General features: G+C 69.8%; 12 protein-coding genes. 3 read left to right on the top strand and 9 right to left on the bottom strand.

Annotated features, from left to right (window positions below; genetic code table 11):
• Positions 1-5: 5 nt before the first annotated feature.
• The gene (locus AB6807_RS09290; RefSeq protein ID WP_371084345.1) at positions 6-1,421 is read right to left on the bottom strand and encodes an MFS transporter; all 1,416 of its coding nucleotides are present in this window, start codon (positions 1,419-1,421) and stop codon (positions 6-8) included.
• Between the two features lie 129 nt (positions 1,422-1,550).
• On the opposite strand from AB6807_RS09290, the gene AB6807_RS09285 reads away from it, so the two are divergent.
• Positions 1,551-4,313, top strand: coding sequence for a DUF4118 domain-containing protein (locus AB6807_RS09285; protein WP_371084344.1), 2,763 nt, complete (start codon positions 1,551-1,553; stop codon positions 4,311-4,313).
• A 4-nt stretch (positions 4,314-4,317) separates the two neighbouring features.
• Positions 4,318-5,016, top strand: a complete 699-nt coding sequence (gene kdpE, locus AB6807_RS09280; protein ID WP_371084343.1) for a two-component system response regulator KdpE — start codon at positions 4,318-4,320, stop codon at positions 5,014-5,016.
• On the opposite strand, the gene AB6807_RS09275 is transcribed toward kdpE, so the two are convergent.
• Together AB6807_RS09275 and AB6807_RS09270 are read right to left on the bottom strand one after the other, a co-directional pair.
• Positions 5,013-6,473, bottom strand: coding sequence for a carotenoid oxygenase family protein (locus AB6807_RS09275; protein WP_371084342.1), 1,461 nt, complete (start codon positions 6,471-6,473; stop codon positions 5,013-5,015). The genes kdpE and AB6807_RS09275 overlap by 4 nt on opposite strands.
• 55 nt (positions 6,474-6,528) lie before the next feature.
• Positions 6,529-7,605, bottom strand: coding sequence for a MerR family transcriptional regulator (locus AB6807_RS09270; RefSeq protein WP_371084341.1), 1,077 nt, complete (start codon positions 7,603-7,605; stop codon positions 6,529-6,531).
• Positions 7,606-7,713: 108 nt separating this feature from the next.
• On the opposite strand from AB6807_RS09270, the gene AB6807_RS09265 reads away from it, so the two are divergent.
• Positions 7,714-8,235 carry a hypothetical protein gene (locus AB6807_RS09265; protein WP_371084340.1) on the top strand — a complete coding sequence of 174 codons (522 nt, stop codon included), beginning with the start codon at positions 7,714-7,716 and terminating at the stop codon, positions 8,233-8,235.
• A 319-nt stretch (positions 8,236-8,554) separates the two neighbouring features.
• Here the strand turns inward: AB6807_RS09265 and AB6807_RS09260 are convergent, their stop codons facing one another.
• The 6 genes from AB6807_RS09260 to AB6807_RS09235 form a co-directional block, all read right to left on the bottom strand.
• Complete coding sequence (locus tag AB6807_RS09260; RefSeq protein WP_371084339.1) at positions 8,555-9,685, bottom strand: zinc-binding dehydrogenase; 1,131 nt, start codon at positions 9,683-9,685, stop codon at positions 8,555-8,557.
• 87 nt (positions 9,686-9,772) lie between these two features.
• Positions 9,773-10,336 (bottom strand): dual specificity protein phosphatase family protein, encoded by a 564-nt coding sequence (locus tag AB6807_RS09255; protein ID WP_371084338.1) that lies wholly within the window; start codon positions 10,334-10,336, stop codon positions 9,773-9,775.
• Entirely contained in the window at positions 10,333-10,824 is a 492-nt protein-coding gene (locus AB6807_RS09250; protein ID WP_116910218.1) for a hypothetical protein, read from the bottom strand. The genes AB6807_RS09255 and AB6807_RS09250 overlap by 4 nt, the downstream gene beginning before the upstream one ends.
• Complete coding sequence (locus tag AB6807_RS09245; RefSeq protein ID WP_371084337.1) at positions 10,821-12,002, bottom strand: glycosyltransferase; 1,182 nt, start codon at positions 12,000-12,002, stop codon at positions 10,821-10,823. The genes AB6807_RS09250 and AB6807_RS09245 overlap by 4 nt, the downstream gene beginning before the upstream one ends.
• Positions 12,003-12,110: 108 nt before the next feature.
• The gene (locus AB6807_RS09240) at positions 12,111-13,556 is read right to left on the bottom strand and encodes a nicotinate phosphoribosyltransferase (RefSeq protein WP_371084336.1); all 1,446 of its coding nucleotides are present in this window, start codon (positions 13,554-13,556) and stop codon (positions 12,111-12,113) included.
• A gap of 67 nt (positions 13,557-13,623) precedes the next feature.
• The gene (locus tag AB6807_RS09235) at positions 13,624-14,712 is read right to left on the bottom strand and encodes a bifunctional nicotinamide-nucleotide adenylyltransferase/Nudix hydroxylase (RefSeq protein WP_116910215.1); all 1,089 of its coding nucleotides are present in this window, start codon (positions 14,710-14,712) and stop codon (positions 13,624-13,626) included.
• Positions 14,713-14,747: the final 35 nt, after the last annotated feature.

Raw genomic sequence — 14,747 nt, 5'->3', positions numbered from 1 at the left:
CCGGGTCAGGCCGGGGCCGTCCGCGTCACGTCTCGCGCCATGTTCCACGCCAGCCCCGCGCAACCCAACTGCACCGCGGCGCCCGCGAACATCGCGGTCTGCAGCCCCCGGGCACCGCCGTGCACTGCCGCAAAGAGCGCGCCCAGCATCGCGACGCCGAGCGTGGCGCCCGCGATGCGCGCGACGTTGATCAACGCCGACGCCGTGCCCGAGCGCGCGGCATCGACCGCACCGACCGCCACGCCCATCAGCGGGCCGGTGGCCAGGCCCATGCCGATGCCCGTCGACACCAGCCCCGCTTGCGCGAGCGCGAGCGCGATCGATGCGAAGGGCGCGCCGATCCCGATCAGGATCAGCCCGCAGCCGATGACCGCCACGCCGCCGCAGGTCATGGTGCGCGCGCCGAGCCGCGTGGTCAGCCTGCCGCTGAACGGCGAGACGGCCACGAACGCCAGCGCCATCGGGACCAGCGCGCGGCCGGCCTGCGTGGCGTCGAGCGCGCCGGTGCTCAACCATGTGAGCGGCACCAGGAACAGCGTGCCGTACATGCCGAAGGTCATGCCGATGGTGGCGACCATCGCGCCGCGGAACGCGCGAACCTTGAAGAGGTCGAGCGGCACCAGCGCTGCGGCGCCCTTGCCGCGCTCGATGCGAAGGAACAGCACGAAGGCGACCACGGCCCCCGCCAGCACGGCGGCAGCCAGTGCCGGCGCGTCGTGCGATTGGATGGCGGCGAAGGCCAGCCCGCCCAGCGCGAGCGCGCCGAAGACCTGCGCCGGCATGTCGAGGCTGCGGCCCGTGGGGTCCGACGACTCGGGAATCGCGCGCAATGCCAGCAGCAGCGCGGTGCTGCTCAGCGGGATCACCGCGAGAAAGATGCTGCGCCATCCGAAGTGATGGATCAGCACGCCGCCCAGCGGCGCGCCGATGGCCATGGCGAGGCCGTTGCAGGCGGCCCAGATGCCCAGCGCCCGGCCGCGCTCGGCAGCGTCCTGCCACACCACCCGAACGATCGCAAGGGAGGCGGGCATCAGCAGCGCCGCGCCCAGGCCCGCCAGCGCACGGCCGGCGATCAGCATCCAGACCGACGTCGAAAAGGCGCACAGCAGCGTGGCGCCGGTGAACACCGCCGCACCCGTCATGAAGATGCGGCGCCGGCCGTACAGGTCAGCCAGCAGGCCACCGGTGAGCAGCAGCACGGCGTAGACCAGGTTGTAGCTGTCCACCACCCACTGCAGCGCGATGACGCTCGCGGAGAAATAGTCGCCGATGGGGCGCGTGCCGAGATTGACCACGGCCATGTCGACCTGCGCGACCAGGACCGCCAGGCACAGCGTGACCAGCGCGAGCCCGCGGTGCCCGCCAGCGGCGCGGCCGGGCGGCGAAGGAGCCGGATGGGTGGGAGAAGAGGTGCTGTTCATGGTGTGTCTGCTTTCCAGGCTTCAGACAATTCATTCTGGGCGGCGGGAAATTCGCCGCTTCGCCCGCGAGCGAAGCGTTCGACACGCCACTGGCGCCCCTGCCACCCGATGCGATAACCTGAGTTGCCGATGAACGACATGCTCCGCCCCGACCCCGACGCCCTGATTGCGCAGTTGCGCAACAGCGAGGCGCGCGCCCAGCGCGGCAAGCTGCGCATCTACTTCGGCGCCAGCGCCGGCGTGGGAAAAACCTGGGCCATGCTGAGCGCCGCGCAGCGCGAGCAGGCGGCGGGGCGCGACGTGCTCATCGGCGTGGTCGAGACGCACGGCCGCAGCGAAACCGCCGCGCTGCTCGCGGGGCTGGCCGCGCTGCCGCTGCGCGAGCTGGCCTACCGCGGCCGCACGCTGGCCGAGTTCGACCTGGACGCCGCGCTGGCCCGCAAGCCCGCCGTGCTGCTGGTCGACGAGCTGGCCCACACCAACGCGCCCGGCTCGCGCCACGCCAAGCGCTGGCAGGACGTGCAGGAGCTGCTGGCCGCGGGCATCGAGGTGTGGTCGGCGCTGAACGTGCAGCACCTGGAGAGCCTGAACGGCACGGTGGGCGCCATCACCGGCGTGCGCGTGCACGAGACCGTGCCCGACACCGTGCTCGACGAGGCCGACGAGGTGGTGCTGGTCGACGTCACGCCCGACGAACTCACCGCGCGGCTGGCCGCCGGCAAGGTCTACCTGCCGCAGCAGGCCGAGCGCGCGGCGCAGAACTTCTTCCGCAAGGGCAACCTGATCGCGCTGCGCGAGATTGCGCTGCGCCGCACGGCCGAGCATGTGGAAGACGACGTGCGCGGCTGGCGCGTGGAGCAGTCGGGCGCCGGCGCGGGCGGCACCTGGGGCAACGGCAAGGGCCGCGGCCTGCAGGCCTGGAACACCTCGGGCGCCATCCTCGCGTGCGTGGGCCCGCACGAAGGCGCGGCGCAAACGGTGCGCACCGCGGCGCGGCTGGCCGGCCAGCTCAATGTGCGCTGGCATGCGGCCTACGTCGAGACGCCGCGGCTGCAGCGGCTGGCCGCGGCGGAGCGCGACCGCATCCTGGCGGTGCTCAAGCTGGCGGAAGAACTGGGCGCGGCCACGGCCGTGCTCACCGGCGCCGACGTGGCCGAGCAGCTCGCCGAGCAGGCGTGCCGGCTCAACTGCGCGACGCTGGTGCTCGGGCGCTCCGAGCCGGCCGCGGGCTGGCGCCGCTGGTGGCCCGCGGCCGCGCAGCCGCTGTCGGCGGCCATCGCCGCGCAGGCGCCCGCGCTGGACATCATGGAGGTCGCGCGGGCCGACAGCTCGCGCCGCCTGTCGCGCGCGCCGCTGGAGGGCGCGCGCATCGACAGCGACGACCACGAGAAGGCGCCCACCTACTGGCCCGCCTACGCGTGGGCCACCGCCACCAGCGTGGCGCTCACGCTGCTGTGCACGCCGCTGGCCAGCGTGCTGGAGCTGTCGAACATCGTCATGCTGCTGCTGCTCGGCGTGGTGGGCGTGGCGATGCGCTTCGGGCGCGGGCCCTCGGCACTGGCCGCGCTGCTGAACGTGGCGGCGTTCGACTATTTCTTCGTGCCGCCGCGCATGTCCTTCGCGGTGAGCGACGTGCAGTACGTGCTGACCTTCGCGATCATGCTCGGCGTCGGCCTGCTGGTGGGCCAGCTCACCGCGGGCCTGCGCTTCGCGGCCGGCGTGTCGACCAGCCGCGAGCGGCGCGCGCGCTCGCTGTTCGAGCTCACGCGCGAGCTGTCGGCCGCGCTCGAAAGCTCGCAGGTGGTCGCGCTCGGCGCGGCCGCGGTGCGCGGCCATTTCGGCGGCGATGCATTGGTGCTGGTGACCGACGCGGCCGACCAGCTGGTGCTGCCCGCCGAGCCGCCCCGGGGCTTCGACCCGCAGGTGGCCGACTGGGCCTTTCGCCACGGCCAGAGCGCGGGCCTGGCGACCGCCACGCTGGCCGCGCAGCCCTGGCACTACGTGCCGCTGCAGGCGCCGATGCGCGTGCGCGGCGTGCTGGCGCTGTCGCCCGCGCAGCCGCGCTGGCTGCTCATTCCCGAACAGGCGCAGCAGCTGGACACGCTGGCGCGCCAGATCGCCATTGCGCTGGAGCGCGTGCACTACGTCGAGGTGGCGCAGCAGGCCGTGGTCGAGATGGAGTCGGAGCGCTTGCGCAATGCGCTGCTCGGCGCCATCTCGCACGACGTGCGCACGCCGCTCACCGCGCTCATCGCGCTGGCCGAGTCGCTGCAGACCTTGCCGCCCGAGGAACATGCCTACGCCGCGCGCGCCATCGTCGCGCAGGCGCACGAGCTGCATGCGCTGGTGAACAACCTGCTCGACATGGCGCGGCTCGAAAGCGGCATTGCCGGCGGCGCCGTGAACCTGCGGCGCGACTGGCAGTCGGTGGAAGAGGTGGTGGGCTCGGCCATTCGCGCGGCGCGCACCTCGCTGGGCAGCACCGTGGTGCAGACCGCGCTCGACCCCGACCTGCCGCTGGTCGAGTTCGACGCGGTGCTGATCGAGCGCGTGCTGGTCAACCTGCTGGAGAACGCCACCAAGTACGGCGCGCCGCCCATCGTGGTCGGTGCGCGGGCCGAGCCCGGCACGCTGATGCTCACCGTGCGCGACCACGGCCCGGGCCTGCCCGCCGCGCTGCTGGGCCACGAGCAGAAGCTGTTCGACAAGTTCACGCGCGGCGAGGCCGAGTCGGCCACGCCCGGCGTGGGCCTGGGGCTGGCCATCTGCAAGGCGGTGGTGAGCGCGCACGGCGGCGAAATCGCGGCGGGGAATGCGCGCGGCGGCGGTGCAGAATTCACGGTCGCCTTGCCGCGCCGCGAGCCGCCGGAACCCGCCGAAGCCCAACTCTGAAGCCATGCCATCTCCCACCGCCATCGTGATCGAAGACGAGCCGCAGATCCGCCGCTTCGTGCGCGGCGCGCTCGAAGCCGAGGGCTGGCTGGTGCATGAGGCAGGCACCTTGCGCGACGGCCTGGCGGCGGCCGGCACGCGCCAGCCCGACCTGCTGGTGCTCGACCTGGGCCTGCCCGACGGCGACGGCGTGTCGCTGATTCGCGATGTGCGCGGCTGGTCGGCCGTGCCGATCATCGTGCTGTCGGCGCGCACCGACGAGGCCGACAAGATCGCCGCGCTGGACGCCGGCGCCGACGACTACTTGACCAAGCCCTTCGGCACCGGCGAGCTGCTCGCGCGCGTGCGGGCCAACCTGCGCCGCCCGCGCGCGGCGGGTGGTGGCGGCGACGAGCCGCCCGAGGCGCTGTTCCGCTTCGGCGACATCGAGCTCGACCGCGCCGCGCGCCTGGTGCGGCGCGCCGGCGCCGAGGTGCACCTGACGCCCACCGAGTACCGCCTGCTGTCGGTGCTGGTCGCCAACGCCGGCCGCGTGCTCACCCAGCGCCAGCTGCTGCGCGAGGTGTGGGGGCCGTCGCACACCGACCAGAGCCACTACCTGCGCATCTACATGGGGCACCTGCGGCAGAAGCTCGAAGCCGACCCGGCGCAGCCGAAGCACCTGCTGACAGAGACGGCCGTGGGGTACCGGCTGGTCGTCTAGGGGCGTTGCTGCGCGTTGGCCCGCACGTTGGGCCTCCAGGTGCCGTGGAAGCCGAAGGGCACGCGGTGCGGCAGCCGGGCCACCGCCACCGCGCCGGCCGCGAGGTCGGTGGCGTCGAACACCAGCAGGTCGCTGCGCTGCTGCCGCGCGCGCCATGCCACCGCCAGCAACCAGCCGTCGCCTTCGGCCGCGTCGGGCGTGCGCGGCACGAACACCGGCTCGGACACCACATCGCCTTCAGGCAGCGTGTGCAGCGTGCGCTCGCCGGTGTCGAAGTCGAAGCGCGCCAGGCTGTCGTACAGCACGCTCTCGCTGTCGTCGCGCAAGCGCGGTGTCGCGTGGCAGGTGTAGAAGCCGTAGCGGTTGCGCCGCCCGGTGGAGCGCTCGTCGATGCGCGGAAACTCTGCCGCCAGGTCGTCGAGGTACTCGCGGCGGAAGGTGTTGTCCGCACTGCCCGTGTCGAATGTCCAGCGGCACAGGCGCGCGGCCATCGCGCCGGGCTCGCCGGGGCGGCCTTCGGCGTCGGGCAGGCCGGGGGCGGTGTCCGACTGCATCACATAGGCCACGATGGTGTCGCCCTCGTCCCAGGCGTTCATCACGTGGAACACGTGGCAGGCGTCGGTGTCGAACCAGCGCAGCGCGGGCGCTGCATTCGCGTTGCTGTCGCGTTGCATCACGCCGACGTGCGTGCGCAGGCTGGCGTCCCATGCCAGCAGCGGCTTGCCGCGCATCGCGCGCTCCATGCTGAGCGTGAGCGGCGTCACGGGGAACAGCACATGCCCGCGCGTCAGCATGAAGTCGTGCGCCATGCTGGCGTACGGCGCGGTGAAGGTCCGGCGCTGCGTCACCTTGCAGTGCCGGTCCATCGCGCCGTAAAGCATCGTCGGCGAGCAGGGCCCGTCGGGCGAGTAGGCGAAGAAATGCAGTTCGCCGCTCTCGGGGTCTTGCTTCGGGTGCGCGGTGCAGCGCGAGTCGATGCGGTCGCCGAAGCTCTGGTGCCCTTTGGACGCCAGCGTGTGCGCATCCAACTCGAAGGGCTGGTGCGATTCTTCGAGCGCGAACAGCCGCTCGCCGTGCCACAGCATGCTGGTGTTGGCCGTGCCGCCGTTGCGGCCCTGCGCCAGCGGATCGCTGGTGGCGGGGTTGCCGAAGGTGCCGAACAGCGCGCGTCCCGCGTCGTGCTCCAGCTGCCATTTCGGTGTGCGCGCCCAGCGGTTGCGGTAAGACACCTTGCCCGCGTCGATGTGAAAGGCATGCACCATGCCGTCGCCGGAGAACCAGTGGTAGTGGTCGTCGCGCGGCGCGTACTGCGGGCTGGGGCCGACGCGATACAGGCTGCCCGAGAGGCCCGGCGGCAGCGTGCCTTCGATGTCGAGCGCCGCGAGGTCGTGCTCCTCGGTGAGCGGCGCGTAGTTGCCGGTGAAGAAGTGCGGGTTCGTCTGTGTGAGCGGGGTCATTGCGTTGCTGCTTGCGTCGTGGATGTCGTTGGTGTCGTTGGCGTGGTGGATGCGTTCAGGCGTTGGACGGCGCATCGAGCCGGGCGATGGCCTGCTGCACATAGGCCGCCAGCGGCGCATCGATGCCCGAGCCGACGCGCAGCGCCGGGTCGTTGCGAAAAGCGTGCTGCAAGCGGGCGTCGAGCGCCGCGTCGCCGCCCGCCTTGGCCAGCGACAGCGCACGCCACCGCTGCGCGAGCGCACGCATCGGCGCGCCGTCGGCGGACGCGTCGGCCAGCATCTGCTGCCGCACTTCGGTGATCAGCGGCGGCCATGCATCGGTCTGCCCGACGTAGTGCCGGCGCAGCGTGGCCATGTCGTCGGCATTGCAATGCGGCGCATAGAGCGCGAGGCGCGCATACGCCATCGCGTGCGAGATGTACTGGATGCCGGCGCGGTCCACGCCGGTGAGCGCGCGCAGCGATGGCTCGTTCCAGTGCATGGTGTAGAGCTTGATCAGCAAGCCTTCGTCGCCGCCCGCTTCTTCGAGCAGCATGTCGATCCAGCGTCGCGCCAGGGCCTGCGCCTGCGGGCTTTCAGGCGAAGCGCCGGCGGCGACCAGTTCGCGCAGCGAGGCGGCCAGCGCGGCGCGCTTGCGCGTCCTGGTCTCGACGGCATCGGTGGCCTGGGGGGCCTGGGTGGCATCGGCTGCATCGCCGTGCCGCGCACCCAGCGTGCGCAGTTCGTCGTCGCTGAAGTATTTCGCCCCCGCGACCATGCTTTCGAGCGCCAGCAGCCAGTCGTCGAGCCCGGGCTCTTCGCTGGCCTGCAACTGGCGCTGCATGGCCAGCAGGTGCGCGCGCAGGGCCGTGGCCTGGCGGATCTCGCGGTCGAGTTGCTTCACCTGCTGCGCGACGACGTCCGACAGCCCGCCGGCCGCGTCGTCGAGCAGGCGCTGTATCTCTGCCAGCGACAGGTCGAGCCGCCGCAGCGCCTGGATGCGGTAGAGCCGCGCCACGTCCTTGCCGTCGTACAGGCGGTAGCCGCCGCTGGACCGTTGCGACGGCACCAGCAGGCCGATGTCTTCGTAGTGCCGCAGCGCGCGCACCGTCAGCCCGGTGCGCCGGGCGAGTTCGCCGATCTTCAGAAACATGCCTTCCCTCTCTGTATCTCTCTGTCCGTATGTCTTCAAGTCGAAGGCATCCTAGGGTGTGACGCAACGAGAGGGTCAAGCGTTTTGCTTGTCGGGCACGGCGGACGCGTGGCGACAATCACCGGCATGCACCCGAAGACGAATCACCTAGTCGCGCTCGTCGCGCTGTTCGGCGCCTCACTCCACGCCACCCTTCATGCCGCGCCGTTGCCGGCGGTGGACGCGACCTGGACTTCCACGCTGAAGCGCGCCGTCGCCGCATCGGACGACGCCTTCGTCGTCGGTGCGAAGACCTTCGAACAGGACGGCCGCACGTACCTCTACCTGGTCACGCAGCAGCCTTCACGCAGCAACCGTGGCGCGGGTTACTGCGGCGCGGGAACGGAAGACGTGTTGCGGCTCGTCGAGGTGTCGAAGCCGTCGTTGCGGATGGTGGAGCGGGACAGCTTGCTTGTTCAGAGCTGCCTGGAAACGATCGAGCTCGAGGACGACAGCGGGGCGTCTCTGCGCGAGCGTTTGGGGCGCTTCCGTACGCCGGGCAGCCTGTGGTTGACGTGGCTTGCCCATCCGAAGTTCGGCTCTGTGCGCAAGGAAGTGACTGTGCGCGGTGGGCGGCTTGTGCTGCAGTAGGGGCTTGTGTTCGAGAGTGCCGGTTCGTAGCGTGTGAACAGGCCGCCGGGTACTTCCCTCCGCGAATGTCCTCCGCCCTACGGGCTCCCCCTTTATTTCGCTGCGTGAAGCACCCGACGCCCTGTTCACTTGGGCACGCTGCGGGTGAACCGCGATCAAGCACCGCCCTCAACAACGATCACGACGGCGGGGTATCCCTTTTCGAGAAATAAAGGAGGAGGCCGAAGGCCGGGGGACATTCGAGAAAAGGGATACCCCGTCGGCGTGATCGCGCCCTGAACATCAGCGCCCCGAACAACAGCGCATCACAACAAGTGCTTCAAGCAGCAATGCCCTTGTTCGGATTCAGCAAGAACTTCTCGCCCGTGGCCTGCTTGCCGTACACGCCGATCGCATCCAGCTGGAGCGCCTCGACAAGCGACACCTCGCGGGTGTACTTGCTGGCGAACGTCGTCTTCAATTCGGCGACGACCCGTGCCTTCAGGCGCTTCGTGCCTTCGTCGCCGAGCTTGCCGAGGAAGGGGAACAGCAGCCATCCGCCCATGCCCCAGGCCATGCCGAAGTTGCGCACGAATTCCGTCGGGCTGCGGTCCAGGCCGCCGTAGATGTACACCTGCTTGTGCGTGGTCGAGCCGTAGCGGCTGTATTCCTTGGCGGTGCGGTTGAGCGCCGCTTCCATGCACCCGAGGATCTGGCCCGCGAGCTTGCCGCCGCCGGTCGCGTCGAAGGCCAGCGTGGCGCCGGTCTCGACCAGCGCCTGCGTCAGGTCTTCGATGAAAGTGGGCGCGCTCGCGTTGCACACGTACTTTGCACCCAGCCCGCGCAGCAGGTCTTCCTGCTCCTGCTTGCGCACGATGTTCACCAGCGCGATGCCGTCGTTCTGGCAGATCTTGTTGAGCATCTGTCCCAGGTTGGACGCCGCCGCCGTGTGCACCAGCGCCTTGTGGCCCTCCATGCGCATGGTCTCGACCATGCCGAGCGACGTCAGCGGGTTGACGAAGCACGACGCCCCTTCGGACGGCGTGGTGCCCGCCGGCAGCTCGATGCACTGCGCAACCGCCACGGCCCGGTACTGCGAGTACATCGCGCCGCCGATGGCCGCCACCGTCTTGCCCAGCAGCGCCTGCGCCTGCGGCGACGAACCGGCCTTCACCACCACGCCCGCGCCCTCGTTGCCGACCGGCATCGACTGGTCGAGGCGGCCCGCCATCGCGGGCCTTGCGCGCTCGGGCACCGTGGCGGTCACCACTGGCCGCTCGGGCGTGCCCGACGCCTTGGCGGTGCCCATGTCGGCCGCGCCGAACAGCAGGCCGAGGTCCGACGGGTTCATCGGCGAAGCCTCGACGCGGATCACCACTTCATGCGCCTGCGGCTCGGGAATCGGGTCGTCGTGCAGCGAGAGTTCGAGTTCGCCGTTCGCGCGAACGAGGGAGCGGATCTGCAGTGCCATGGTGGAAGCCTTTTGAAGGGGTTCGTAGATGGCCTGTGGCCACGGGGCGGCCAGTATAGGAGCGCGTTTCGAAACCTGCAGGCGCCTTCAGGACACCACCGGAATCACCGGGGCATGGGCCAACGCGTGGCGCATCTTCAGCGGGTCGAGCCGCTCGATGTAGCGCGGAATGTTGCGCCACAGCGTGTGATAGCCGTAGCCGCCGCGCAGCATCTCGTGGCGCGCGCTGTCCTTGTCCCAGTCCTGCACGGCCATGCGGTACACCGCGGCCACCACGCCGGTGCGGTCGGCGCCGTGCATGCAGTGGATGAGCACCGGCCCGTGCTTCTCGGCCTCGCGAATGGCCGTGAGCGCGCGCAGCACCTTGGCGTCGTCGATGGACCAGGTGTTGATCGGCACGCGCACCAGCCGGATGCCGGAGCCCGCGAACACCTTCTTGTCGTCGTTGAACGAACGCAGGCTCACCACCGTGCGAATGCCCAGCTGCTGCAGCGCCGCCATGTCCGCGCGCCGCGGCTGCGCGCTGCGGTACAGCGTGGGCGTGATGCGGTGCAGGTTCTCGACGTGGAGCTCGTCCAGCGCGTCGGCCCAGTGGCCGGGGCGCGGGTCGACAGGGCCCTTGTCGTCGCCGGGTGTGCGTGCCTTCGTCATGGCTTGCGCGGCCAGTGGCGCACCACCAGGATCAGCAGCGCCACCGCCAGCCCGCCCCAGTAGTCCACCGGCGCGCCCCATGCCCAATGCTTGTGCCAGAACGCATCGACCGGGTTGAAGCGTGCCCAGCCGAAGGCCGGGTTGATGAGAAACCAGAGAAAGTCCTCGCACACCCAGAACACGATGAGGCCGACCGCGGCCAGCCCCACGTTGCGCCACGTCCACCGCCCGTTGAAGGCCAGCGGCGAGAAGAACACCAGCGCCATGAAGGTGAACACCCACGCGTGGTAGCCCGTCATCGCGCGGCCGCCCCAGAACAGGTCGAGCCAGATGCTGTTCTCGATGCGCCACGTCGGCAGCGACGTGGCCCAGCCCGCGCCGCCCTCGATCTGGATCTCGGCGTTGGCGAAGAAGAACGCCATCACGACCACCCAGGCGAGGTAGCCGAGCGTGCGGCCCACGCCGGTTTTTTCGGCGGCGGCGTTCATGCCGCCATTCCCGTCGCGGTCGTTGCTTTCGCCGCGCCCAGCACATGCTGCAGCACCGCGCGCGCCGCCTGCGGCTTGCCCAGCGCGCGGCTGCGCGCCGCCATGGCCGCGAGCTTGGCCGGGTCGGCCATCAGCCGCGCGACCTTGTAGTCCAGGCCGATGGCGTCGTATGCGAGCCAGCCCGCGCCTTCTTCCATCAGGAAGCCGGCGTTGTGTTCTTCCTGCCCCGGAATGGGCGAGATCAGCAGCATCGGCTTGCCCAGCGCCAGGCATTCGGACACGGTGAGCCCGCCGGGCTTGGTCACGACCAGGTCGGCCGCGGCCATGAGCTTGTGCATTTCGTTGGTGAAGCCGATGGCCACCACGCGGCCGGGGTGGCGCCTGGCCAGCGCCTCGAGCTTGCCGTGCGCCTCCACGTTGCGCCCGGCCACGGCGATCACCTGGAAGTTGCCTGGCGTGCCGTTCGTTCCGCCCAGCCCGAGCACACGCTCGACCATGCTCGCGAGATCGCCTACGCCCGCGCCGCCCGAGGCCATCAGCAGCACCGGCCGCGCCGGGTCGAGCCCGAGCTCGGCCACGCAGGCGTCGCGCGAAAGCGCCGGCGCATCGGGCTCGGAAAACGCGGGCATCACCGGAATGCCCGTCACATGGATGCGGTCCGCCGGAATGCCGCGCGCCCGCAGCCTGAAGGCCACTTCCTCGGTCGCTGCCAGGTAGCCCGCCATGCCCGGCACCAGCCACATGTTGTGCAGGTCGTAGTCGGTGATCTGCAGCCACACCGGGTACTCGATGCGCCCGCGGTTGCGCTCGCGCATCAGCAGTTCGGCCGGCAGAAAGTGCGTGCAGACGACGGCATCGGGTTGCTCGCGGCGAATTTCCTTCACCAGCGCCCCGGTGCTCAGCCGCTCGATGCCGCGGCGCAGGCGTTGCGAGGGCGCATGGTGCGGCGTGGTGTCGGTGCGTTGGTGCAGGTAGGACCAGAGCTCGGGTGCGCGGTTCACGAGCTGGATGTACCAGTCCGTGTAGACCTTGCGAAACCCCCCGGCCACGTGGGCCATCGCGTCGATGTGGACCGCCGTGCAGGGCGGGGCGAGGGTCTGGGCGGTGGCGGCGAGCGCCTGTGCTGCACGCACGTGGCCGTTGCCGGCGCTCACGCTGAGGATCAGGAGTTTGGTCATGAATTCCGGGAGTTGCGCGGATTATGGCGATGGCGTGTGGCACTCGCCCTGATCACGCGCCTCTCTCGCACGCCCTGGTTCACGTGCCCTCTGGACGACGCAAGCCCTTCAGAGCGGCGCCCGAGAAGTGACGAACTGATTCACCCCTTCCGCGGCCCGTGCCCGAATCGCCTCGAAACTGGTGTTCTCCACGATGCGCCCGTTCTCGAACACCGTCTGCAGAAGGTCGACCTGCCCCGGCGACAGCGCCTCTTCGCGCACCGTGTTTTCCATGCCGCCCGAACCGCGCACCAACGCGAGACGCCCCTTCTTCGATGCCTTGCTCACGTCGCCCACCGGCGACTTGTACACGTCGCGCCACTCGCCTTTCACCTGCATGGCCGAGCACTTCATGGCCCACTGCATCGTGTCGCGATTGACCTGCTGCAGCAACCCGCCGCCCATGCCGAAGGAGATGTTCTCGGTGGAGAAACCGTTGTGATAGAAGTTCGACAGGCACAGCCGCAGCGAGTCGAGGTTGACGCCGTCGCCCTGGATGATGCGCACGTTGTTCAGCACCCTGAAGCCCTTCGCGTTCGTCGTCGTGCCGAAACGCTCCGCCAGTATCTGCGCCACCTTCAGCGTCGTTTCCGCCGGGTCGCCCGAGTCGGGCCGCACCACCAGCGTCGAACCCGAGGCCACCACCTTCGCCTTCAACTCGTCGCCCCAGATGCGCGCGCAGGCGTTGAAGATGTCGTAGCTGTCGCTCACCACCGCGAAGGTGGCGCCGGGCTTGCCGAACTGGTCGATCATGTTGCTGTACGCATCGGCTTCGTGGTCGCGCCCCCAGCCCGTGATCGTGCTGTGCTCGGCCGCCGGAATCGAAAAGCCCGCCACGTCGCAGTCGTAGTAACGGCGCGCCGCCACCAGCGCCGCCAGCGTGTCCGTGCCCATGAAGTTCACCAGGTGGGCCATGCCGCCCAGCGCCGCCGATTCCAGGCTCGACACGCCGCGCGCGCCGAAGTCGTGCAGCCTGAACGCGATCTGCCCCTGCGGGTCGTCGCAGGTGGCTTCCAGGTAGCGCAGCAGCGTGGTGCGGGCAGCTGCCGACAGCGTGGCCACCGTGGTCGGGTACCAGATGGCGCGCAGCAGCTCGGTCTCCAGGAAGCTCGTTACCCAGAAGAACTCGGGGTCGGTGTTCTCGATGGTGGCCAGCACGTTGTGCACCGGCGTCACGCTGCCCTCGGGCACCGCGCGGATGCGCACCGGCATCAGCCCGCCGTGCTTCTCGATGAGGCGCAGCCAGCCTTCGCGGTTGAAGGGCTCGCCGTGCACCGCCATCAGCGCCGCGGCCTCTTCCACGTCGTCGAGCGTCACCGGCGTCTGCAGGTATTCGCGCAGGTAGGCCTGCAGGCCGAAGAACAGCGAGTGGCTGAAGATGCCGCCGCGCGACTCGATGTAGCTGTACACCGTTTGCGTGCCGGGCGGGTACTGCATCCAGTGCGACACCTTGTAGGAGTCGGTGCGAAGCAGCAGGTTGTTGCCCAGGGGCGTGGAGGTGAGATTGCGGTTCATGTGTGAAAGCTCCTTTCACTGTGGCACCCGTCAACCGGGGCCGTTCTTGCTGACAAAGCCCGGTCGTTCAGTTCTTGCCCAGGCCACCCAAAAAATGATTCGCGATGAAGAAGTGGTCTTCGTAGATGCGGTCCTGCATGTCGAGGAACTCGGCAATGGGAACCCAGCGCACCTCGGCCGCGTCGTCGTCGGCGCGCACGTCCGACAGGCCGGTCCACTGGTTGTGCGCCAGCTCGAAGAAAAAGCCGTGCGTGATGGTGCGCCCGCGCTGCGAGCGGTCGGGCGCGTCGAACACATGGCTGGCCTTCATGCTGCCGTTGAGCACGGGCACCGGCACCTTCAGGCGGGTTTCTTCCTTCAGCTCGCGAATGGCCGCGTCCTGCAGCCGCTCGTGCTGGCCGACGAAGCCGCCGGGCAGCGCCCAGGTGCCCTTGCCGGGATGGAACTTGCGCTGCACCAGCAGGATGTGGCCGGCCTCGACCACGATGGCGTCCACCGTGGTGTAGATGGGCGGAAAGCTGCTGCCGGCGTAGCGGTACTTGTCGCGGTAGTCGACCAGGAAGGCGCGCTCTTCGCAGAGCTCGGCGTAGTCGGCGGTGCGGGTGAACTGGTCGAGAAAGGCGGCCGTGCCGTCGGGCAGGTCGGCGCGTGCCAGCTGGCCGCGGTTCTCGGGGTCGAAGTAGAGGCTGCGCACGTCGGTCGCGTTGAGGCTTTCGACGCTGTTCTGGCCGACGAATTCCCAGTGCGGAAAGAGCTTGAGGTAGTAGCTCGACGCGTCCTTCAGGTGGCCCACCAGCGCCACCCTGGCCTGGGCCGGCGCGTGGCCGTCCTGCACGATGAGCCGCTCGACGGCGGACTGGATCGACGCGATCCAGAGCTGGTCGTTGTAGGGCGAATCGCCCACGCCGACCACGCTCACGCGCATCTGCTCGCTGCCGCGCAGGCAGGCGCGCACCATGCGTTCGCGCTCGTCGAAGGTGAAGGGGTTCTTCACGCTGCGCGGCTTGCGGTCGGAGCCGACCACCACGATCACGCGCTCGGCGGCGCGCAGGCCTTCTTCGATGAGTCTTTGGTGTCCGAAATGGACGGGTTGGAAACGCCCGATGACGATGGCGTATTGAAACTTGCGTGCAGTCTGAGTGCTTGGTGTGGTCACTTGGGAATCCCCCAAAAAGGGCGAGATCAACTCTC

It is taken from the genome of Variovorax sp. RCC_210 (assembly GCF_041355175.1).
In the GTDB taxonomy this organism is placed as follows: domain Bacteria; phylum Pseudomonadota; class Gammaproteobacteria; order Burkholderiales; family Burkholderiaceae_C; genus Variovorax.
The sequence above is the reverse complement of the archived record's forward strand: the minus strand, read 5'-3'. Positions and strand labels throughout refer to the sequence as shown.

Bases quoted from the DNA above. Each gene is read 5' to 3' on its own strand.
- AB6807_RS09290 (WP_371084345.1), bottom strand. From the start codon at position 1,421: ATGAACAGCACCTCTTCTCCCACCCATCCGGCTCCTTCGCCGCCCGGC.
- AB6807_RS09285 (WP_371084344.1), top strand. From the start codon at position 1,551: ATGAACGACATGCTCCGCCCCGACCCCGACGCCCTGATTGCGCAGTTG.
- kdpE (WP_371084343.1), top strand. From the start codon at position 4,318: ATGCCATCTCCCACCGCCATCGTGATCGAAGACGAGCCGCAGATCCGC.
- AB6807_RS09275 (WP_371084342.1), bottom strand. From the start codon at position 6,473: ATGACCCCGCTCACACAGACGAACCCGCACTTCTTCACCGGCAACTAC.
- AB6807_RS09270 (WP_371084341.1), bottom strand. From the start codon at position 7,605: ATGTTTCTGAAGATCGGCGAACTCGCCCGGCGCACCGGGCTGACGGTG.
- AB6807_RS09260 (WP_371084339.1), bottom strand. From the start codon at position 9,685: ATGGCACTGCAGATCCGCTCCCTCGTTCGCGCGAACGGCGAACTCGAA.
- AB6807_RS09255 (WP_371084338.1), bottom strand. From the start codon at position 10,336: ATGACGAAGGCACGCACACCCGGCGACGACAAGGGCCCTGTCGACCCG.
- AB6807_RS09250 (WP_116910218.1), bottom strand. From the start codon at position 10,824: ATGAACGCCGCCGCCGAAAAAACCGGCGTGGGCCGCACGCTCGGCTAC.
- AB6807_RS09245 (WP_371084337.1), bottom strand. From the start codon at position 12,002: ATGACCAAACTCCTGATCCTCAGCGTGAGCGCCGGCAACGGCCACGTG.
- AB6807_RS09240 (WP_371084336.1), bottom strand. From the start codon at position 13,556: ATGAACCGCAATCTCACCTCCACGCCCCTGGGCAACAACCTGCTGCTT.